The organism is Mongoliitalea lutea, assembly GCF_014652135.1.
Classification (GTDB): Bacteria; Bacteroidota; Bacteroidia; order Cytophagales; family Cyclobacteriaceae; genus Mongoliitalea; species Mongoliitalea lutea.
The window spans coordinates 1-22,163 of sequence record NZ_BMYF01000030.1; the positions used below are offsets into that span (position 1 = coordinate 1).

Sequence of the window (22,163 nt, forward strand, 5' to 3'; positions counted from 1 at the left end):
AGAATAGGCTCCCAAAGGCGCCAAGCCGCAAAAGGTTTCACGCCAAGAGCGCAACGGATGAACGCAAAGGCCGCAAAATAGGTTGTCCACAGATTTTGCAGATTAACACAGATTGCATGCTTTGAAAGTAATAATCTTAGCTACCCCCACTTGATCGCCGTAAATCATAGACTAATTTAATTCATATGAACATTTGTAAAGTTGATTGAATGATTGGTTGATTTAGAGAAAAGTGAACGAGAGACCCTACTTCATCATTCAAAATTAGGCGTTCATCATTCGAATTTGTATAATATCAGTAACCCGAAACTTTGGGTTTCTCGCAAAGGCGCCAAGCCGCAAAAGAAGCAAGGTGTTCATTTAAAAAATCTGTGGTTAATCTGCCTAATCTCCTATATCTGCGAGAGATATCACCACAAAATATGCTCCCATAAACAGTATCATCAAAGCTTTGCGAGCGTAGCGCCAATCCGTTGCGGGCGTGGCGTGAAATCTCAAATAAATCTGTTTAATCAGCGAGATCTCTATTTTGCCGCCACAGCCTCTATCTCAATCAATAAATCAGGATTTGCCAATGCATGTACCGCTATCGTGGAGCGGGCTACTTTGTTGGGGTTTTCTTCATTATTGAAGTACTCTCCGTAGGCGCGGAACCAATCGTCCCAGTGAACTACCCCATCTTTGTCAGGTACTAAATACACCCGTAGAAAGAATACATCCTCCATCGAAAAACCAGCTTCTCCTATTGTTTCTTTGATCCGCTCCAAGATGCCAATACTTTGCTCGTAGGTATTGCCATAGCGCTCATAAGTACCAGCTACCGCATCAGGATTTTTCACAGGAGCTACCAATCCCGAGGTATAGAAGTAGGATTTTCCCTCCGGAATAAACACACCTCTCAAGATTGAAGCATCCGGCCTGTCGTAACGGACAATGAACGATTCCTCTTCTTCCTGATGGTGATGATGGTCGTGAGAAGGTTGGCAACCGGCAATAATGGCAACAATCAAGGTACTCAAGAATAGTTTTTTCATGATAGCATCGGTAAGAATTCAATAAAAATGCCAAGGAAAACTACTAATAGAATCCTTGGCGATTGATTTTTTATAGTGATAATTATGCTTCAGTAGCTACTTTGGCATCTTCGTAGCGCTTGACCCGAAGGATAAAATCACTCAATACATTCATGTAATTGATGAAGGCATCGTAAGGAGTATCATAAGGGCTAAAATAGGCGTGCACTGCACCATCGGAGAAAAACTTCGTACTCATGTAGTAGAAATGATCCGATGTTTGCAGGTAATTCCAGTCGCGCTGCAATTCCTCATCATCGATTTCAGCCATACGTTTTTCTACTTCATACAACTTGGTAAATGCCTCATTTTGTAGATCGTTACCCAACCAAGCGGTCAAATCCCGCTCTTCATCTGCCCATGAGATTGGAATCGGTACTTGAATTGGAGCTACAGCTTTTGCATTGGCCAATACTTCAGATGGAGTAGAGAAAGAGAAATTTGTATGGGCTAAAATGGCCCCCGGAAGCAATCGCATAAATTCAAAAATCCCAGTTTCTGCCCACTGATGCTCCCCAAATGTTTCATAGTCCATGAATAAGTTGACCACCTCTTGCTCTTTTGGCACGGCATTCATCCAATTGACAAACTTTTCAATGGTTAGTGGATGCTCCGACCAAGATTTATCACTGAAACGGAAAGCAATATCATCACTCAACTGGAAGTTTTTCAACAAGACTTTCAAGTCTGGATTGAGAGAGTTGTGGTACACAAAATTTGGAGACTTCCAACCCAAAATATGTTTAGCACCTTCTGTCAACATTCCTTTGAAACCCATATCTGCCACCATCGCTCCGATTTTATCAGAATACACCAATTCTGTATTTCGGAAAACTTTAGGCTCATAGCCATTGAACAAACGCTTGATTTTGGCTTGATGGTTTTCGACCATGCGGGTAAATTCAGCTTTGCTTTTCAAGGAACACAAGGCGTGGGCATCGGTTTCGGCGAGAAGTTCTACTTGACCTGTTGCTACTAAGCGTCTGAAACTATCCAACACATCTGGTGCATAGGCCTCAAACTGATCCAAACAAACTCCTGAGATAGCAAAAGCCACTTTAAACTTCCCGGGGAATTGCTGAATCATCTCCAGCAACAAGGCATTCATGGGTAAGTAGCATTTTTGCGCTACTTTACGAATGACTGATTTATTCAGATAATCGTCCCAATAATAATGATCCTCCCCAATATCAAAAAAACGATAAGGTTTCACCCGGAATGGCTGATGTACTTGAAAATAAAAGCAGATGGTTCTCATGGTTGTTCTTGGTGTAATTTTTGGTAAACAGTAACTAATTTGGCAGCAACGTGCTCCCATTTCAAATTTTTCAATTCCTCACTTCCGAGTTCCTTAAACATCTTGGCAATACTTTGGTAATGCAAAAGAGCAAAAATGGCATCAGCCATGGCGTCCACATCCCAAAAATCTATTTTTATCGCATTTCTCAATACCTCAGAAACTCCCGATTGCTTGGAAATAATTACCGGTGTATTGTGGCGAACAGCTTCTAAAGGTGCTATTCCAAAAGGCTCAGACACAGAGGGCATTACATACACATCCGACATGGCATACATATCATCCACATCTTGACCTTTCAAAAAACCAGTAAAATGGAATTTGGTACCCATACCTAGTTCCGCCACGCGTTCGATCATCCGGTTAAGCAAATCTCCATTGCCTGCCATCACAAAGCGTACATTTGGATCTCTATCGATCACTTTTTTCGCTGCTTCTACAAAGTATTCCGGTCCTTTTTGGAAAGTGATTCTGCCGAGGAAGGTAACAATCTTCTCGGGTACTTTTTTCTTGACTTTGGATTCAATAATACTGGCATCCAATACTGCATTATGCAAGACACTGACCCTATCCGGATCCACACCATATTTTTCAATCACTAAATTTCTTGTCAAGTGACTTACAGCTACTACATGGTCAGCGGCCAGTAAACCAGCTTTTTCCATTTCATAAACTGGACCTTGCGCTCCGCCTTCACCTGCACGGTCATATTGCGTGGCATGAATGTGACAGATCAACGGTTTCCCGCTCATCTGTTTGGCTGCGATCCCTGCTGGAAAAGCCAACCAATCATGAGCATGGATCAAATCATGATCTTTGGACTTGGCGATCTGTGTAGCAACTAAGGCATAGCGAGCCACTTCCTCCATCAGATTTTTTCCATACTTGCCAGAAAACTCATATTTGTTTGAAAATACTGACTCTTCTACATCAGAACGGTGATGCATCGTATAGTCTGTGTACTTTTCAAATTCTTGAGGCCCTAGATAAGGTACTAGGTAACTGTTGATTTCTAAATAGGTAAGGTTTTGCCACGTATCGATGAATTTGGTTTCTCGATAATCAATCTCTACGTCACTTGCATTGACAAAATCTGCCACTGGTTCTTCATCTCCCCAGAGTTTGGGAACTACAAAAATGATGTCTTGCTTGTGATGGACAAGGCCTTTGACCAATCCATAGCACGCTGTGCCCAAGCCACCTGAAATATGAGGGGGAAATTCCCACCCAAACATTAAAACTTTCATAAAAAAACAATTTATAGTTTACTGACAATATGCATCATTCGAAGCAACTCACCTACACTCCAGGCTTGCGATGTAGAGCCTTTAGGTCTATGCGGCGGATCACCATCATAGATTTCGGCTACTGTTCCTATGCCATATTGGGTCATCACGCCGTCAAAGCCTTTGATGATTTTTTCCACAAAGTGCTTGCCCGACTTTCCGTGTAACTTTAAGTATCCCTCCACAAAATGACCCAATAACCAAGGCCAAACAGTACCATTATGATAGGCTATATCTCGAGTATATTGATTACCATGATAATATCCCTTATAAGCAGGATCATCTGGTGCTAAGGATCGTATTCCTCGATTGGTAAGTAATTTTGACTTGACAACCTCCAAAACAGCTCCCATCTGTTCTTCTTCTAACGGAGAAAAAGGCAAAGAGGTCGCAAAAATCATATTTGGACGGATAGACCAATCCTTATAAGTACCCTCTACGTAGTCCGCCAAGTATCCTTTTTTTGCACTCCAGAAGGTTTCCTGAAAAGAAATTTTGACTTGCTTAGCTAGGGAATGTATTTCCTGATCATCGGTTAGGCTAGCATAAAAACACAAGGCATTATACCAAAGCGCATTGATTTCAACCGGTGTTCCGATACGAGGAGTGACAGGACCGTCCGAATTCACAGCATCCATCCATGTCAAAGCCACCCCATCTTCACCACCCCAAATCAATCCGTTTGCCATCATGTGGATTCCAAAATCGGTTCCTGTGCGATAACCATCAATAATTCCCTTCAACTTACCTAAGTAGCGATTTTTGATGGTCTTTTCATCTCCTGTAAAGGATATAAACTGCTGCAAAGACCAAAAAAACCATAAAGGTGCATCCATAGAAGCCATATTACGCATGACTCCACTGCCAACGTTTGGAAATAAAGGCCCATGCAAATCTTCCACCATGGTGTCCATCACCTCCAAAAAGGTTTTGGTATCACCTTGGGTCAGTAAAAGTCCCGGTGAGGCAACAAAGGTATCTCTACCCCACCAGCCAAACCATGGGTAGCCGGCAATGATATGCGTTTTCCCATCTCGGCGTTGTACAAATTGCCCCGCAGAGTTTTTTAGGCAATTCTCAAAATTATTTCGAGGAATTCTGCGTGAAAGTTCTTTTTCAAAAGCTTTTTGTCTGGTTGATGTATCTGCCTCAATCAAACCTGCTGAAAAAATCACAGATTCACCCTTTTTTATATCAAATTCAAAATACCCTGGAACGAAGAGGTCTTCTTGATACTCGTAGCCTCGCTCCCGTTCCATAATGTATTCAATGTTGTAATACCAATCTGGCTTTGCTACAAACTCGTTTTTCTTCGAAATCTGCATGAAAAGCGGTGTATATTCAGGATATAGTTGAACAGAAATACCATTTTGAACTTTGGTAGCCTCTTGATTAATTCGATCATTTGCCTTACAAAGGTTATGATACCCCCTAAAAGCCAAAAATGGATTGATTCGGATTTTGGTTGGTGAGTGAGCTTCCAAAAGCGTATAACGAATCATCACACGGTCTCTATTGGTATCCAAAATCAATTCTTTTTGTAAAAGAACGCCCCCTACTCGATAAGTAAGCTTCGGAATAGGTTCGGTGTCAAAATCCTCCAAATATTTATGCCCTCTTGGGAAATAGTTGCCAGGATACTTACTGATACCTAGATTAAAACTAGCACCTCGTTGAATCACAGTCTCATGTACAGTCGAAAGCATCACATGTAGCTGTTCGTCTAAATGAGGTTGAGGGGCAACGAGCAGTCCATGGTACTTACGGGTATTGCAGCCAATAATTGTAGTACTGGTGTAACAACCACCGCGGTTCGTCCGGATAATCTCTCTATCCAGCGAATAGTTTAAGTTGATTAATTGGGTTTTGTCAAAATGTATATAACTCATAGGTAAAAGTTTGAGAACAGGCTTAAAAATACCTTTTTAGACGGGAAAGAAAAATAATTGCAGGCAAAAATAAAGGTTATGTTTCCATAACCTTTGTATTAATCATCAAGAAGCAAATAACTCCTTTTGAACTTCTTCAAGATTTTTTAATGATTCCTCAAATTTAGTAAAGTACTCTTGTACAAATTTAATATTGACTGGCTTTAATTTGGGAAATCGCGGAGAGGATTTAAATAAAGTAAACATCGCCTTTCATTGTTAGTTTTAAACCATTAATACAATTTTTATGCCATTTGGGTTTTTTGTGAGGGCTCTAATGGGTAAAAAAAATCCCCTCCATTTTAGAAGGGGATTTGGGTGGGAGACCGGGTTCGAACCGGCGACCTCTGGTGCCACAAACCAGCGCTCTAACCAGCTGAGCTACAACCACCGTTTGATTTGTTTTCAGGACATCTTCCTGATTGGACTGCAAAGGTAATATATCAGTACAATCAAATCAAAATCTTAGCTCAAATTTTTCTTGAAAATTTCAAACGTTTACCCTTTACCTCCTCATAGAATGTCCCATTTTCGTACGCCAAGTGACCGGAAACGATTGTATGTGTGACAGATGAGCGAAAAGTATGCCCCTCAAATGGTGACCATCCACATTTGGACAAGACATTTTCTTTTGTTACAGTCCATGGCTTTTCCAAGTCTGCAATTACTATGTCCGCATAATAGCCTGGTCTCAAATACCCTCTTTTTTCTATTTCAAATAGAATGGCCACATTATGACACATTTTTTGAACAATCATCTCTAGGCTAATTTTTCCAGCATGGTACATATCTAGCATCGCTACTAAACTATGCTGTACCAATGGCCCACCTGATGGAGCCTTTCCATATTTTTGACCTTTTTCCTCTATCGTGTGCGGAGCATGATCCGTAGCAATTACATCAATATGCCCATCAAGCACTCCTTGAAAAACTCCATCCCTATCTTCCTTGGTTTTGACAGCTGGGTTCCATTTGATAAAATTCCCTTTTTCCTCATAGTCTTCCTCGCTGAACCACATATGGTGAATGCATGCCTCCGCGGTTATTCTTTTTTCCTCCAAAGGCAGGTTTTTATCAAATAACTTCACCTCTTCAGCAGTACTGATATGCAATACATGCAATTTGCTCCCATACCTTCTTGCCATATCCACTACTCGCTTACTTGCATCATAGCATGCCTCTGCAGAACGGATTTTTGGATGGTATTTGACAGGGATATCCTCCCCAAACTCAGTCTTGTATTTTTCCAAATTGGCTTTAATGATGTTATCGTTTTCGCTATGGGTGGCAATCAATAACTTACACTCTTTAAATATCCGCTCTAAGCTTTCTTGGTTATCCACCAACATATTGCCCGTGGAAGACCCTTGAAAAACTTTGATTCCACAAACATTTTCTGGATCTACTTTGAGAATTTCATCGATATTATCATTCGTAGCCCCAAAGAAAAAAGAATAATTGGCTAAAGATTTTTCTTTGGCTATAGCAAACTTATCTTCTAGCAATTCTAAAGTAGTGGCTTGAGGCACCGTATTGGGCATTTCCATGTAAGAAGTAATTCCTCCTGCCACAGCTGCCTTACTTTCAGTATAAATCTCCGCTTTATGTGTCAAGCCTGGCTCTCTAAAATGCACCTGATCATCGATGATCCCAGGAAAAACATACTTCCCTGTAGCATCAATATGAATATCAGCCTCATTGTCGGCTAGATTTTCTCCGATATTGTAAATCATTCCATCCTGAATAAAAATATCACCTCGGGTAATCTTACCTTCATTTACTATATTTGCATTTGTAATTAAGATCCGCTTCAAGCTCATAGTTGTCTGAATTTTTGATTACTAAATTAATGGCTAAAAATGAAAGCACAGCCATCAAAGACAAATTTATTCTAAACACATCATCCCATGTCCAGTACAACTCCCTCTTTTGACCAGTTTAAACTCAACAAGCAATTGTTGGAAGCCATCAAGGATGCTGGATATTCCAAGCCAACACCTATTCAGGAGCAGGCCATTCCTTTGGCCTTGGCTGGACATGATGTGCTGGGAATTGCGCAAACAGGAACAGGAAAAACTGCGGCATACGTTTTACCTTTATTGATGAAGGTCAAATATGCACAGGGCATGCATCCACGCGCATTGATTTTAGCTCCTACCAGAGAGTTGGTTATGCAAATTGAAGAGGCAGTACAAACCTTTGGAAAGTACACAGACATCCGATACGTATGTTTGTATGGTGGATTAGGGCCAAAGACACAAATTGAAAAAATTCAGGAGGGAGTAGATATCATTATTTCCACTCCTGGTAGATTTTTAGATCTGTACACCAAAGGAAATATCTTTACCAAGGAACTCAAAACGATGATCTTGGATGAAGCTGACAAAATGTTGGACATGGGATTCATGGGCCAAATCCGAGCGATTCTGGAAGTAATTCCTGTCAAAAGACAAAATCTATTATTTTCTGCCACCTTTGGAGGAAAGGTAGAACGCTTATCGCATGAATTTTTAGAATTTCCAGAGCGTGTAGAGGTTACCCCTGAAGCCATGACCGCCGACACGGTGTATCAGGTGAAATATATGGTTCCCAATATCAAAACCAAGATTAACCTACTGACTCATCTTTTAGAAGACAGTACCTTAGAGCGTGTAATTATTTTTACTAAGTCTAGAAAAAATGCAGAATCAGTGTTTAGCTACTTGGACAGAAAAGACATGGGTACCATTCGGGTCATTCATGCCAATAAAGGCCAGAATACCCGAATTAACTCAATCGAAGATTTCAAGTCAGGAGAAATACGGATACTTGTCGCAACCGATGTGGCAGCAAGAGGGCTTGATATATCCATGGTCAGTCATGTGATTAATTTTGACGTTCCATTGATTTACGAAGATTACGTACACCGTATCGGAAGAACAGGCCGGGCAGAAAATGACGGTTTTGCGATTACTTTTGTCAATCCAGCGGAAGAGTTTCATTTTCAAAAAATCGAGGAAATCATCCGTATGGAAGTCCCTGCTATTCAAATTCCTGCTGAGGTCAAAATCCCAGAAACTCCTTTTGAAGAAAAACAGGCCTATGCACGGGAAATTGACGGACAGAAAAAGAAAGAAAATCCAGATTACAAGGGTGCCTTTCACGAGAAAAAAGCCCGTCCAAAATCCAATCCCCAGGCCAAAGCTCCCCGAGGCAACAAAAACTCCAAAGCTAAAAGAAACCGAAACCAGCTAAAAACTCAGGGGAATTATAAGAAGAAAGGATGAAGTGAGCAGTGGGTAGTGATTAGTGATTGGTTGATTAAGTGATTAGTAGTGGGAAGTCGACGATCAACAGTCGACAACAACGGTTTCGTAAGTCGCAGACTACCTATTCGTGTTTTCACTACGAGAGTACCTACTTGGTACTTTGTAATTGGTACTTGGTACATCTACAGCAATTGGTGACTGAGCGGAGTCGAGGCCAGTATGAAGTGTAAGAGCGACAACTTTTCCAAAATTCTAAACTTTGGAAAAGTTTCAGATCTCTTAAATTAACTTTTTGATTCTTGATTCTTGATTCTTAATTTGTCTAGAGTCTAAACTCTCGAATCTCGCTTCTCTCCTCTATAAAACCGGTCTATTCTCCAATCCCCTCTTCACTACTTGTTCCACATGCATGCGTTCTTCACCTATTAGAGTTAACCGAGGAGCTCGAACCCATTCTGTGCCAATGCCAGTCATTTGTTCGGCGAGTTTTATATATTGAACTAATTTGGGATGAATATCCAATTCCAGCAAAGGCAAAAACCAACGATATATCGCTAAAGCTTCCGCGTACTTACCTTCTTGGATTAAATTGTAAATGGCCACCGTTTCCTTAGGGAATGCACAAACAAGTCCTGCTACCCAACCATCTGCTCCCATGACCAATTCCTCCATCGCCAAGGTATCTACCCCACAGAGAAGCTTAAAACGATCTCCAAAACGATTACGCATACGGGTCACATTGGAGATATCCCGTGTAGATTCTTTGATCGCTTGAATTGAACTGACTTCTGCCAGTTTTTCAAACATGCCTATAGTAACCAACGTCTTATAGTCAACTGGATTATTATAAATCATGATAGGCAAATCACTGCTGTCTGCTACTGCCTTAAAATACGTCACCACTTCCCGATGATCAGCAGCATAGCGCATCGGCGGGAGTAGCATCAATCCAGATGCTCCCAATTCCTTCGCTTTCTCTGCCCAAAAAACAGCATCCTTAGTCGCTCCCTCTGCTATATTCAAAATCACCGGAACCTTACCAGAAACGTATGCAACAGCTTCCTTTGTCAACAGGATTTTCTCATCGAAAGATAATACTGAAGATTCTCCCAGTGTTCCTCCTAAAATAATCCCATGTACACCGGCCGATAACTGGGCATCGAGATTTTTAAAAAATATAGGCATGTCCAAACTCCCATCTTGGTGGAACTTGGTTGTTACAGCAGGAAATACTCCTTTCCAATTCATAGCGTCTTGATTGATTGGTCCAACCAAATATAATATGGAAAAGTACCTAATACAAAAAAACCCAGAGAATGATTCTCTGGGTTTCTATGGGGAATAAACTCTAATTAAAAGAATTTATATCGATAGTCTTTCACATTGGCTAAGTCTTCCAAAGCCATCATGATCATGTAGGCAGTTCTTTGAGAAGCATTCTGCGCCAATTGACGTTGGAAAGATGTAAAGTCTGCAACTTCAGCAGCTGGAGTGATGGCATTTAATTTCAATACAATCACACCCACATCTTCATGAATTGGCTTGGAAATATCACCTGAATTCTTCAATCCAAATGCAGCACCAATAGCCTTAGGAGCAAAACCAATTCCTGGCAATACAGACGAACTCAATCGAAGGTCAGGCGTATTATCCAACGAACCTGCATCAGGGAACACAGCTAGCATATCCTCCAAAGAGGTTTTACCTGCTAACTTAGAAGCAATCATTTCTGCTTTTTTCTCGTTTCTTACCTGCATCAACACCTCAGCCCTTACTTGATCTAAGCTTGCTGTACCTTCTTCATATTTTGCTCTTAAAGAAGCAACAATGTATGAGTTATCCAATTCAAATACAGAAGAAACTCTTCCTACAGAAGCATCATTGAATGCCCAACGGATGATTTCACGAGCATTCTGCATGTTGTTCAAGTTTCTTGCAAAAGCATCAACATTGTTAGCCTGTACCACTCTATATCCTTCTTTGGTAGCATTGTCAACAAATGCTTTGCTATTGGAAGAATTTGCAGCAAACAAATCTGCCTTTCTAAACGCTTCATTGCGGGTAGCATCGCTTGGTCCTAATTCCAATTCGATGGTAGCAATTTTATAATGCGTAGACTTAGGTAATTCAGTTACATCAATGATATGGTAACCATATTCAGTTTCTACCAAACGGTTGATTAACCCTGTATTACGAACTGCATACGTAACATCAGCAAACTCTTCTACGAAGTCTTCTTTAGCAAACCAGCCTAAGTCACCACCTCTTTGAGCAGTACCATCTTGGCCATATTGTGCAGCAGCAGTCGCAAAAGCTAAGCCGTCCTGAATTTCTTTCAATACGTTTTGGGCATTAGCACGTACCTCAGCTTTACCATCCTCCGATAAACCATCAGTGCTGAACAAGATATGTCTCGCTCTCATACGAGGTGTACCATCGTACTGAGCAGTGATTTTATGCGTAATGTAAGATGAACGATTAGTCAGGAATGGACCATAGGTTTCGCCCACTTCAAATGATTCCACATTGGAAGTCAAGGTAGCAGGTAAGTCATCGCCAGGTCTGAAAGTAGTAAAGCCTCTAGCACCTTCTGTATTTCTCAAAGCGAATACAGAGTCCATAGTACTTGTCCTTAACTGTTCAGTCAATTCTCTGATCTCAGTAATCACTGCCAATGAATCCTCACCACTAGGAAGGATATCAAAAGCCACATAATCCAAATCAACCGCATTGGATACTTTGAATTTCTCCTTGTTTTTGGAGATATATGCCTTCAATTCTGCATCTGAAACTTTCACCGCTGTATCCGAAATGGCATAAAACGGAATAAACAAGTGATCAACATCTGCGAATGTATTGCCCATTTTGTGTTCCATTCTTCCTTCAGCCTTGGTCGCATACTCAGAGGTAGCCAACAAGTTGTCATACTTCAATCGTAAGCGAGACTTAGCAAACAATTGCTCTTGCTGTGCCCAGAAAGCTCTTTGCTCCGGACCCGCTTGATCCAATTGCTGTAAGAAAGAAATTAATTGCTCTCTATCGAATTCTCCAGTAGTCGGATTAACCAATTGCTGTCTTAACTCTGCAATGATATTTTTACCTTGAACCATGTCTACAAGTTCCGCATCGGAAACCGTCAAGCCCAAGGCTGCATATTGTTTGTCAAACACTTTATCTACGATAAGTGCCTGCCATGCTTGCTCTCTGATGGAGAAGAGTTCATTTTCGGAAGGGTTTCTTCCGGTATTTTGCTGAAAAGAAAATCTGATTTCATCGATTTTACGAACGTATTCTTCGTATGAAATAGTCTCACCTGCAATCTCTCCCACTTTATTTGCACTGCCACCCAAAATGGTGGAGTTTGGACTTAAGATATCACCACCCACGATGAAAAACATTAAACCCACTGCAATTACACCGATTGCAAGACCTGTTCTCTGTCTGATTGTTTTAATTAATGCCATTCTTATGGTTTTATTTGAAGTGCCGCAAAATAATTACATCTACCGCTAAATTCAAAATAATATGCCTGTCAATAAATCACTTATTCTGATTATCTCAGGATTGTACCTTGATTTTTACGGTTTCTATACGATGATCCAACTTTGCGACGATTGTGAAAATAAAATTTTGATAGATAATTGATTGACCTTTTTGCGGAATATCCTCTGTCAATGAGAGTAAAAATCCCGCAAGCGTTTCAAAGTCACCATAAGGCAACTCCCAAGCATATTTTTCATTGAGATAATCTATTTCATGCCGGGCACTGAATAAGTATTCATGTTCTCCGATCTGCTGCTCGATCAAATCATCAGAGTCGTACTCATCCTGAATCTCACCGAATATTTCTTCAATAATATCCTCCATGCTGACAATCCCACTCGTACCCCCAAATTCATCAACTACCAAGGCCAAGCTTTTACGCTCTTTAATAAATTGAATCATCAACTCATTGGCCAATGCTGATTCGGGAACGATAATAATCGGAGTAAGGATATCTTCAATGTTTTTGGGCTTTTTGAAAAGCTCTAGCTGATGGCAATAGCCAATCACGTCATCGATACTTTCTCGGTAAATAATGATCTTAGAATGCCCACTCTCTCCAAATACCTGCTTCAATTCCTCAATGGAATCTTCAATGTCAACTGCCACTATATCCGTACGTGGCACCATGCACTCCCGTACCTTAATCGTCTTGAATTCAACAGCGTTATCTAAAATTTTGGTATCAATCTCTACTTTATGCTCTTTTTTAGCATGCATGAGATTGTTTTTGATAAAACTATTCAGATCTGTAACCTTAAAAACAGGCTTATCTTCATTGTACTCCAATTGCAATACTTTGGTAATGAAAAATCTTGATAAACCCACAACAAACCACACCACTGGGTAAAACAAATAGTAAATAACCGCAAAAGGCAAGGCGAAAACTGAGAGCATGTTATTGGGATTTAACATAAAAATGCTTTTAGGCATAAACTCAGCAGTTACCAACACGACTAAGGTGGAAATGATTGTTTGCAGAATCAGAACTGTCCCTTGATTTTGAAAAGCAGGAGGGAGAACATTCCAAATCCAAGGCTCCAACAAATAGGCCATAAAAATACCATAAAGCACCAACGCAACTGTATTCCCAATTAATGTGGTACCAATAAATTGCCCCGGCTTTTGTAGGAAAGAAGAAAGTATTTTTCCAGACAAAACACCCTGCTTGTTTTCTAACTCTATCTGCAGTTTGTTGGCTGATATAAAAGCAATTTCAATCCCTGAAAACAATGCAGAAAATAACAAAGTAAATATCACATACACTAAGTAGGTACTTTCCATCACCTTTTTTTCTTTGATTTGGAAGATTTCACAGGAGGCTTTTCATTGTCTGCTTTAATTACATGATTTTTTCGGTACTGAAACCAGAAAAGCATAGCTACCGCAAACATAAATACCGGATAGGAGGCTGTGACACCAACCGTGATAGTTAAATGAGTACCAATGATAACCATGGCAGCAGTCAATGATAATAAAATAAAATCAAGTAATTTCATGTCCTCAGTTTTCTCCAGGTATAATCATCCTACTGTCAAAAGGCTTATAAATTTTGTATTCATTGAAGCCTTCGTCGGCTTCTAAGCCTGTTCCTTTGATAATTGATTTTTTATCTGTTACCGTAACAAATTTCTCTGTATAGATTTTCTTGGCGTTGGGATCCCAAAACAGCTCTTCAGAAGCAAGGCTTTGTTCTTTTTCCAAGTTTTTAACCTGCACATCTCCTTCTCCTCTATACAAATGGTCTTTACGGATATAATAGCCCTTATCGGCCCTGATGGTTGTGGTCACTATTCCTTCTTCATCAAAGAAGGTGATGTCAATACCCTCCGGAAACTCATAATCCCCTGTTTCGAATTCCAACTGCTTTTTGGCTTTCAAATGAATTCGGACGATTGCTGAATCACTATGATAAAGGTTGACATCATAGCCAATACTTACGGGACCTGTATAGATTTCAAACATGGATGGATCTACTTCGTCCTTACAGGAGCTTAGAAGTAAGATAAAGCTTATCAGAAGTAAATAAATGCTAGTGATTCGACTCATTACTTTACAAAGATACGAAAGCTTTTTCAAGTACATCAAAAAAGGCAGCCCTTGAGCTGCCTTTCTATTATTTCAAATGGATAATTTAGTCTCTTGTAGCTAGAGTAACAGTTTCACCAACCCAACAACCTACAGTAATTGTTTGACCAGCTTGCTTACCCTCTGTAAATAGCTCTTCTTTAGAAGGGAAGCGTGCTTTTGCATCTCTCATTCCCTCACTATTTCCAGCTCTTTGGTAGTAGTTATAAGCTGCGATGAATAAGGCTTGGTCTTCAGCTCTTGATACGTTCTTTCTACAATCGTTGAAAGAACCCATAATCAACTGAGCAACCAAGTTGTAAGCATCTTTGGCCTTAGACTCATCAGTACGGGCAGCTTCCAAAGCATGTGCTCTTGCAGCAGACTTGTTTCCAAGCTGACCTTTAGCTTTAGCCATATCAAAAAGAATTTCCGCTTTTTGTTCTGATTTCTCCGCCAAGTTCAATGCTTTCTCTAGGATTGGAATCGCTTTTTCATAGTCTCTAGCTTGGATCATTTTCATAGCCCTTACCTGTGCAGTTGCAAAGCTTGGGTTCATTTCATCCACAATATCCAATGCTTGATTAAAAGCAGCAGTATTGGTACACTTATATTGTACAGCATATTGGAATACTTTATTAGCTAAATCCATATCTGAAGGGTTCGCTGCAAGCTTAGGTCCTAAATTGTTTTCGATGAAATCACAATCGATCAACTCCATCACAACAACCAATTGCTCTAATGAACTTCTAGGAACAGAAACATCAGTACCGTTTGCTTCTGCTTCGTTTAATATGGAACTTAATGCCTCATAGCGAGCCATTAATTCATCTTTCGTAAATGCTTTATTGTATGCATTATGTCGATAAACGGCATTGAAAAACGCAGCTGTTAAACCAGGCGTATTCAATTTACCATTAACCTCCATAGCTCTATCAAATGCGTTTACTATATCAACTAATCTTGTTCTGTCATTCAAGTAGTATTGATAGGCATAGTATGCTTTATTCTCAATCCAAGAGCCTTCGTTATTGAACTTTTCTCTTCTCAAATCATAAATAGTCATTACGGAGTCTTGATAAACTCTCTTCTGAGCCTCATCAGTTACCTGAGTGGATGCACCATTGTAGACAGTAGCTCCATTGATGTAAATTGACTCATTTAGATCAGGAACATTGACTAAAAGCCAGTTCAACCCTTTTGTAGCCTCAACAAACTGCTCAGACTTCATGTAATCCACATAGGCAGCATTGAGCTCCCTAGCTTTTGCCTCCATGGCAGCGTCTGATGGCCAGTTCCAACCTTGTTGCGCTTGGACCATCCCAACTGTTACAAAGAACAGTAAACCGGCAAGTACACTTTTCGCTTTCATATCTGTTTAATTTTAGTCGTAAACTCTTTTATAGAACCAAGTATTGTCGTTAAGCGAGAACCCCAAACTAAATCCTGCATAATTTTCACGGATTAGTCCATTTGAGGTTGTACCCCGTTGTCCCAGACGAATCGCAAAATTCATCATAGACAAACTGTTCATCGGTATAGTACCTCCAAAATTGATGCCAATATCCGTGATATTCGTTTGTGCCACCACATATGGGGTCTGCTTATATTCTACGCCAAATCGGTAAGTGATTCTTTTCAGAAAATTGTCCATAGAACCAAAATCGGGAGTGATTTGGGAACCTAAAGCAATTCTGTAAGAATCAGTCAAATCTGTTTCATTTCCATTGAAATCGCGGTATCTGCTAAACTCTTGGAATTGACCTTCCAAGCCCACAATCATCCGATTGATTCGCTCATATGTGATCCCAAAACCAACGTTTTGCGGCACATAAACAGATCCACGAATATTATCTGAGAGTATTTCTCCATCTGTATCCGGCCTGCTAGCTTGGCCAAAATCTGCAACTTTCGCAAATTCTCTTCCATTAATATTTCCAAAGGCCTGATAAATGGCACCCAGGTGTAGGTTAGATTTTTCTCCCATTTTGAAAAAATAATGAGCACCCAACTTATAAGTCACATCAGTGACCGTAAATCGCTCGAAATATTCAGAAGAATTACCAATGGGTTCTCCATCTTCATTTAATAACGATAAATTGTTGGTCCGAATGGTGGATCCAAACAAGTAAGAACCATGCACACCTAAAGAAAGATTTTTTACTGGCATGAGACTATATGCTAAATACGCCTCTGAAACACCTCCCGAACCATCAATTCTATTCAATGAGGTCAAATCAGAGTTAGCAACCTGACCATTGACTATTATATTGTAGTTTACAGTGGTGATTTGGTTAATACCTAGCCCCAATGCAGATTTGCCAGGTTTGATAGGCAGGGACATTCCCACATAAGATAGACCTCCACCATCAACAAATTCCCGCTCATTTTCAGTTGCCAAATCAACTCGTTGGTAATTTAGTGCAGCTTGAAAATTGAAAATGGTATTTCTGGTTGCAAGGGCAGGGTTCATATAATTAAGACCCCAGCCTGTTCCAAAACTGATTCCTAGACCTCCCATGGCTTGATTTTGGGTTAAGCCATTGTTATTAAAGTCACCAATTCCGAGGGAACTGTACGCGGAAACACTGGATTGTGCTTGAATCTCAGAAAATATGAAGAAAGTGCATATAGCACCGATAAAACTTAGTCTTTTATAAATTGACATTATCAATCAGAATTCTATTCAGTCCATACAGAACCAAATTAGGGATTACAAATATGTGGTCTTTTGTCAAGGTTTCAAAAAAAAATGAATCTCCTCCACAAATAATAACTTTCAAATCGGGGTAGCGCAACGCATACTGCCGAATAAATCCTTCCATTTCATAAAGGATACCATAGTACACACCACTCTGCATACAGGCTACCGTGTCGGTCCCTACTAATGAGGGCTGCTGCTCTTTTTCTAAAGCAGTCAAAGGCAATCTTGCTGTCTGCTGATGCATGGCCCGAAAACGCATTGATAGACCAGGGCTGATACTCCCTCCAGTGAAGGTGTCGCTTGCGTCTAATAGATCATAGGTAATGCAACTTCCCAAATCTATCACTAAAACAGGACCTTTAGGAAAAAACGCTCTAGCGCCTGCCAAAGCCGCTTTCCTATCCACTCCTAAGGTATGCGGAGTCCCATACTTGTTGTGAAAAGGCAACTGAGAGTTGATGGTCAAATAATGAAAATCAAACCCTAATGCATTTCGCAAAGTTGGCTCATCGTACCTCACAGAGGAGATGATACAGGCATCCATCGCTTCTTGTACCGCATAAATTCTCAAGGCTTCCAAGTCAGAAAAGGAGACCTCTTCCAACAAATCCTTTCCATCAAACCTACCTACTTTGATACGGGAATTACCTATATCTACAATCAATTGTCTCATACCTGCACTTACAGAATTTAAAGGTAGATAAATTCACTAAAGCTTTATTTTGGCTAAATTAAAATTAACTTTACACCCCTAGATTTAACATATTTTAACCACACAGGCTATGCAAACTTATGAGATGATAGGACTCATGTCCGGCACTTCGGGAGATGGACTGGATATTGCATTTTCCAGGTTTCATTCGAAGGATAGCTGGACCTACGAAATCCCCTATGCTGAAACCATCCCTTTTCCAAAAAAGTTGGCAAAACGGCTGGTGAAAAGCCATGAATTATCAGGCTTGGAGTTATCATTGTTAGATGTGGAGTTTGGACGCTGGATGGGAGAGCAGGTAAAAGTGTTTTGTGAAAGGCATAGCTTACAACCACAAGCGGTGGCATCGCATGGACATACCGTGTTCCATCAACCCAAGAAGAAGCTTAGTCTTCAAATAGGCAATGCTTGGTCCCTACATGTAGCCTGTGGATTGCCTGTAATCAATGATTTTCGGATGCTGGATATACAGTTGGGTGGACAAGGGGCTCCCCTTGTTCCCATAGGCGATCAGTTACTTTTTGGAGAGTTTGATTATTGCATCAATCTGGGAGGCATCGCCAACATCAGCATGCAGCAAGCTGGTCAGCGAGCGGCCTTTGATATCTGTCCATTTAACCTCCTACTCAACCATTTTGCCCAAAAGAAAAAAATGCCCTATGATGCCAATGGATCCTTGGCCAAAAGCGGCAAGCTGATCCCCAAACTTCTGAAAGCATTGAATAAACATCGTTTTTACAAAAAATCTGGTGCGAAGTCTCTAGGCCGTGAAGATTTAGCTTCTTTTTTCGACTGCATAGATTCGGGAGAAAAAGTACCCAATATCCTCCACACACTAGTAGAGCACTACGCCATTCAAATTGCCGAATGTATTGAAGCAAAAGAAGCAAGAAAAGCAAGTGTTATTCTGACTGGAGGAGGAGCATTCAATCGGTATTTTGTAGAGCGCTTAGAAGCGATGCTCCTTGATAAAGCACAGATTCTCCCCATTGGTGAGCAAGTTATCCAATTTAAAGAAGCGCTGATCTTTGCATTCTTGGGAGTGCTTCGTTTGAGAAATGAAACAAATACCTTGGCTTCTGTGACAGGGGCAGATAGGGATTCTTGTGGGGGGCTTTTAATCTCTTGACGAAAACTCTTTACAATTCAAAGTTTACACTTTCAAAAAACAATAAACTAAGTATTTTCCTACTAGCCCACTTTCAGATTTTAGCTTAAATAGAGCCTAGGCTATTGAACTCCTTTCTGTTTTTTCCGTTGGCTTATCTGAAGTCGCCAAATATTTCTATTTTTGCGGCCAATAAACCCAAATAACATGAAAGATTTACTGAAGAAGTTTGAGAATAAACAGCCTGAGATTGTTTTTGAATGGAGCGATAGCGAAACAGAAGCAGAAGGTTGGGTAGTCATCAATTCCCTAAGAGGTGGAGCTGCCGGAGGTGGTACCCGCATGCGTAAAGGCTTGGATAAACGAGAAGTGGAGTCCTTGGCCAAAACCATGGAAGTAAAATTCACCGTATCTGGTCCTGCTATTGGTGGCGCCAAGTCAGGTATCAATTTTGACCCAAATGATCCACGCAAAGATGAAGTGTTGAAACGCTGGTATAAAGCGGTGATGCCTTTGTTGAAAAACTACTATGGCACCGGTGGTGATCTGAATGTCGATGAAATCCACGAAGTAATTCCTATCACCGAATCGTATGGACTTTGGCATCCACAAGAAGGCATCGTCAACGGGCACTTCAACGCTACAGAACCGCAAAAAATCAGAAAAATAGGCCAATTGAGGCAAGGCGTTTCCAAAGTTCTGGAAGACCCTCAGTTCACACCCAATGGACCTAAAAAGTACACTGTAGCCGATATGATCACAGGTTATGGGGTAGCAGAAGCAGTGAAACACTACTATGATATTTGGGGAGGACAGCTTTCAGGTAAAAGAGCTATTATCCAAGGTTGGGGGAATGTAGGCGCTGCAGCCGCTTGCTTTTTAGCAGTAGAAGGCGTAAAAATCGTAGGAATCATCGATAGAGTTGGTGGTTTGGTCAAAGAGGATGGTTTTTCATTAGATGAAATCCGCGAATTATTCATTCAGAGAAAAGGAAATACACTGGTAGCGGATAACCTGATTCCTTTTGATGAGATCAATGAGAAAATCTGGTCCTTACCAGCTGAGATTTTCATACCAGCGGCAGCATCCCGCTTAATTACCCGAGCCCAGGCTGAAACCATGGTAGAAACAGGTCTAGAAGTAATATCCTGTGGAGCCAATGTACCATTTGCAGATCCAGAGATTTTCTTTGGTCCAACAGGAGTGTGGACAGACGAAAAAATTGCTGTAATCCCAGACTTCATTGCCAACTGTGGGATGGCCCGCGTATTTGCTTACCTGATGAGTGATGATGCAGAATTAACCGATCAGGCTATTTTTGAAGATGTCAGCAGCACCATCAAAAAAGCTATGCAACGTACATTCGATACCAACCCTTCCAAAACAAGAATTGCACAAACCTCTTTTGAGATAGCCTTGAAAGAGTTGATATAAGTTTTCTACCAGTCATCCTCCCGTTGGGTTATTTTTAAATTAAATCTACACGGGAGGATGCCTTCTTATTAGGGGATTTCAATCAAATTAAGTAGTTTAGCGAGCTATAAGTCCCAAAAAATAGTATATTGGACTTTTCAATACATTTTGAAAAATACCCATAAACCTAGAAGAACTGCTTAATATCAACTGAATGAAGAATTTTATTTTGCTTTTTGCGCTGTTTACAGGAGTATTGTTTTTCTCAGTTCCTGAAATCAGCCTAGCCCAAGAAAATACATCTGAATTACCTGTTGCCCCTGACACGATTGCAGAACCATCGGAAGGCTCCTCAGGATATAATTTGCCTGGATTGCACAACCTTTCTCCAGAGGAAGGCCACGATTCTCATGGAGATCATCCACCTGCGCCGGTTTGGTTGGTAATACCTTTTGTAGCTTTATTATTGATGATTGCCACGGGTCCGCTCTTTTATGAGCATTTCTGGCATCATAATTACCCTAAAGTAGCTGTAGGGCTTGCTACAGTGGTGATAGTGTACTACCTGTTCGTTTTGCATAATACCCATGGACCCGTTCATGCACTTGCGGAGTATGTGCAGTTCATTGCGTTATTGGCATCCCTGTATATAGCCTCAGGAGGAATTTTGATAGAAATTGATAAAAAAGCAACTCCTGCTGCAAATGTAATTTTGCTGGTTATCGGTGCAATTATTTCAAACTTGATTGGTACTACAGGCGCTTCTATGTTGCTGATTAGACCTTTTATCCGTTTGAATGGGGGAAATATTCAACCATACCATATCATTTTCTTCATCTTTATGGTGAGTAATGTGGGTGGTTCCTTGACTCCGATTGGTGATCCTCCTTTGTTCTTAGGGTTTTTAAAAGGTGTACCTTTCTTCTGGACCTTGGAGCATAATATCATCCCTTGGGTTTTAGCTTTAGCAATACTTTCAGTGATTTTCTATTTCGTGGATAAAAAGTTCGGAAAAGCGGGAGAAGAAGATTTAGAGCCTGTAACCTACACAAATAAATTCGCCCTTATTGGTTCCAAAAATTTCCTTTGGTTATTGATCGTTATCTTGTCCGTTTTCCTGGACCCAAATGTATTGGATTGGGTACCTGCCATTCATTATGATGGGCAGAAGTTTTCGTTTATCAGGGAAATTATTATGCTTTCGGTAGCCTACCTTTCCTATAAATTTGCTGATCAAAAAGCTATCAAAGGGAATGAGTTCAATTTTGAACCTATCCGCGAGGTAGCGTTTATTTTTGTGGGTATTTTTGGTACAATGATGCCTGCGTTAGAACTGGTCGGCAACTTTGCAAAGTCTCCAGAGGGGGCCGCCTTGATTACGCACAATACCTTGTATTGGGGAACAGGTATTTTGTCTGGATTTCTTGACAATGCACCTACTTACTTGAATTTCTTAGCTGCCGCAATGGCTTCCCAAGGAGGAGACATATCTAATATCGAACAAGTACGTGCTTTTGCGATGGATGGATANATGACCTACATCGGTAATGGACCTAATTTTATGGTGAAATCTATTGCCGAGCAAAGTGGTATCAAGATGCCTTCCTTCTTTGGATATATCATCCGATTCTCTATACCAATCTTATTGCCGGTGTTGATTATAACTTGGCTGGTCTTCTTTGCTTTTGTGTAAGATAGATGAATTAGATGAAAAAGGGGAAGAAGGATGAGATAGATAGGTTGTAGTACTAGAGGGACTTCGATTTCATAAAGTGATTAATTAA

The 22,163-nt window shown here is 40.5% G+C and carries 17 protein-coding genes and 1 tRNA gene; 4 read left to right on the forward strand and 14 right to left on the reverse strand.

Going from position 1 to position 22,163, the window contains the following annotated elements; all coding sequences use genetic code 11:
• Nucleotides 1-524: 524 nt before the first annotated feature.
• The 6 genes from IE080_RS18280 to IE080_RS18305 form a co-directional block, all read right to left on the reverse strand.
• Nucleotides 525-1,034, reverse strand: a complete 510-nt coding sequence (locus IE080_RS18280; RefSeq protein WP_189586265.1) for a RidA family protein — start codon at nt 1,032-1,034, stop codon at nt 525-527.
• An 82-nt stretch (nt 1,035-1,116) separates the two neighbouring features.
• Complete coding sequence (locus IE080_RS18285) at nt 1,117-2,331, reverse strand: glycoside hydrolase family 57 protein (RefSeq protein ID WP_189586268.1); 1,215 nt, start codon at nt 2,329-2,331, stop codon at nt 1,117-1,119.
• On the reverse strand, nt 2,328-3,617 hold the full coding sequence (locus IE080_RS18290; RefSeq protein ID WP_189586271.1) for a glycosyltransferase family 4 protein: 1,290 nt from the start codon (nt 3,615-3,617) through the stop codon (nt 2,328-2,330). The genes IE080_RS18285 and IE080_RS18290 overlap by 4 nt, the downstream gene beginning before the upstream one ends.
• An 11-nt stretch (nt 3,618-3,628) precedes the next feature.
• The gene (locus IE080_RS18295) at nt 3,629-5,545 is read right to left on the reverse strand and encodes an amylo-alpha-1,6-glucosidase (protein ID WP_189586274.1); all 1,917 of its coding nucleotides are present in this window, start codon (nt 5,543-5,545) and stop codon (nt 3,629-3,631) included.
• Nucleotides 5,546-5,900: 355 nt separating this feature from the next.
• Nucleotides 5,901-5,976, reverse strand: a tRNA-His gene (locus IE080_RS18300).
• Between the two features lie 78 nt (nt 5,977-6,054).
• Nucleotides 6,055-7,398 (reverse strand): dihydroorotase, encoded by a 1,344-nt coding sequence (locus IE080_RS18305; protein WP_189586348.1) that lies wholly within the window; start codon nt 7,396-7,398, stop codon nt 6,055-6,057.
• Nucleotides 7,399-7,491: 93 nt separating this feature from the next.
• Here IE080_RS18305 and IE080_RS18310 point away from each other — a divergent pair, with 93 nt between their 5' ends.
• Nucleotides 7,492-8,850, forward strand: coding sequence for a DEAD/DEAH box helicase (locus IE080_RS18310; RefSeq protein WP_189586277.1), 1,359 nt, complete (start codon nt 7,492-7,494; stop codon nt 8,848-8,850).
• Nucleotides 8,851-9,189: 339 nt separating this feature from the next.
• Here IE080_RS18310 and IE080_RS18315 read toward each other — a convergent pair whose 3' ends face one another.
• The 8 genes from IE080_RS18315 to IE080_RS18350 all read right to left on the reverse strand — a co-directional run bounded on the left by IE080_RS18315 (nt 9,190) and on the right by IE080_RS18350 (nt 17,819).
• A complete protein-coding gene (locus tag IE080_RS18315; protein WP_189586280.1) occupies nt 9,190-10,080 on the reverse strand; it encodes a dihydrodipicolinate synthase family protein in 891 nt (296 codons plus the stop codon).
• A gap of 104 nt (nt 10,081-10,184) precedes the next feature.
• Nucleotides 10,185-12,296, reverse strand: coding sequence for a SurA N-terminal domain-containing protein (locus IE080_RS18320; protein WP_189586283.1), 2,112 nt, complete (start codon nt 12,294-12,296; stop codon nt 10,185-10,187).
• A 94-nt stretch (nt 12,297-12,390) separates the two neighbouring features.
• Nucleotides 12,391-13,659: a hemolysin family protein gene (locus tag IE080_RS18325; RefSeq protein ID WP_189586286.1), complete on the reverse strand. Its 1,269-nt coding sequence runs from the start codon at nt 13,657-13,659 to the stop codon at nt 12,391-12,393.
• Nucleotides 13,659-13,874 (reverse strand): hypothetical protein, encoded by a 216-nt coding sequence (locus IE080_RS18330; protein WP_189586289.1) that lies wholly within the window; start codon nt 13,872-13,874, stop codon nt 13,659-13,661. The genes IE080_RS18325 and IE080_RS18330 overlap by 1 nt, the downstream gene beginning before the upstream one ends.
• 4 nt (nt 13,875-13,878) lie before the next feature.
• Nucleotides 13,879-14,424, reverse strand: coding sequence for an LPS export ABC transporter periplasmic protein LptC (gene lptC / locus IE080_RS18335; RefSeq protein WP_189586291.1), 546 nt, complete (start codon nt 14,422-14,424; stop codon nt 13,879-13,881).
• An 85-nt stretch (nt 14,425-14,509) separates the two neighbouring features.
• Nucleotides 14,510-15,814 (reverse strand): hypothetical protein, encoded by a 1,305-nt coding sequence (locus tag IE080_RS18340; protein ID WP_189586295.1) that lies wholly within the window; start codon nt 15,812-15,814, stop codon nt 14,510-14,512.
• 12 nt (nt 15,815-15,826) lie between these two features.
• A complete protein-coding gene (gene bamG / locus IE080_RS18345; protein WP_189586297.1) occupies nt 15,827-17,110 on the reverse strand; it encodes a BamG family beta-barrel-assembly machinery protein in 1,284 nt (427 codons plus the stop codon).
• Nucleotides 17,097-17,819 (reverse strand): type III pantothenate kinase, encoded by a 723-nt coding sequence (locus IE080_RS18350; RefSeq protein WP_189586301.1) that lies wholly within the window; start codon nt 17,817-17,819, stop codon nt 17,097-17,099. The genes bamG and IE080_RS18350 overlap by 14 nt, the downstream gene beginning before the upstream one ends.
• A gap of 109 nt (nt 17,820-17,928) precedes the next feature.
• On the opposite strand from IE080_RS18350, the gene IE080_RS18355 reads away from it, so the two are divergent.
• The 3 genes from IE080_RS18355 (at nt 17,929) to IE080_RS18365 (ending at nt 22,072) form a co-directional block, all read left to right on the forward strand.
• On the forward strand, nt 17,929-18,987 hold the full coding sequence (locus IE080_RS18355; protein WP_229800732.1) for an anhydro-N-acetylmuramic acid kinase: 1,059 nt from the start codon (nt 17,929-17,931) through the stop codon (nt 18,985-18,987).
• 186 nt (nt 18,988-19,173) lie between these two features.
• On the forward strand, nt 19,174-20,400 hold the full coding sequence (locus tag IE080_RS18360; protein WP_189586304.1) for a Glu/Leu/Phe/Val dehydrogenase dimerization domain-containing protein: 1,227 nt from the start codon (nt 19,174-19,176) through the stop codon (nt 20,398-20,400).
• Nucleotides 20,401-20,593: 193 nt separating this feature from the next.
• Nucleotides 20,594-22,072 carry a sodium:proton antiporter gene (locus IE080_RS18365; protein ID WP_189586307.1) on the forward strand — a complete coding sequence of 493 codons (1,479 nt, stop codon included), beginning with the start codon at nt 20,594-20,596 and terminating at the stop codon, nt 22,070-22,072.
• The last annotated feature ends 91 nt before the right edge of the window (nt 22,073-22,163 follow it).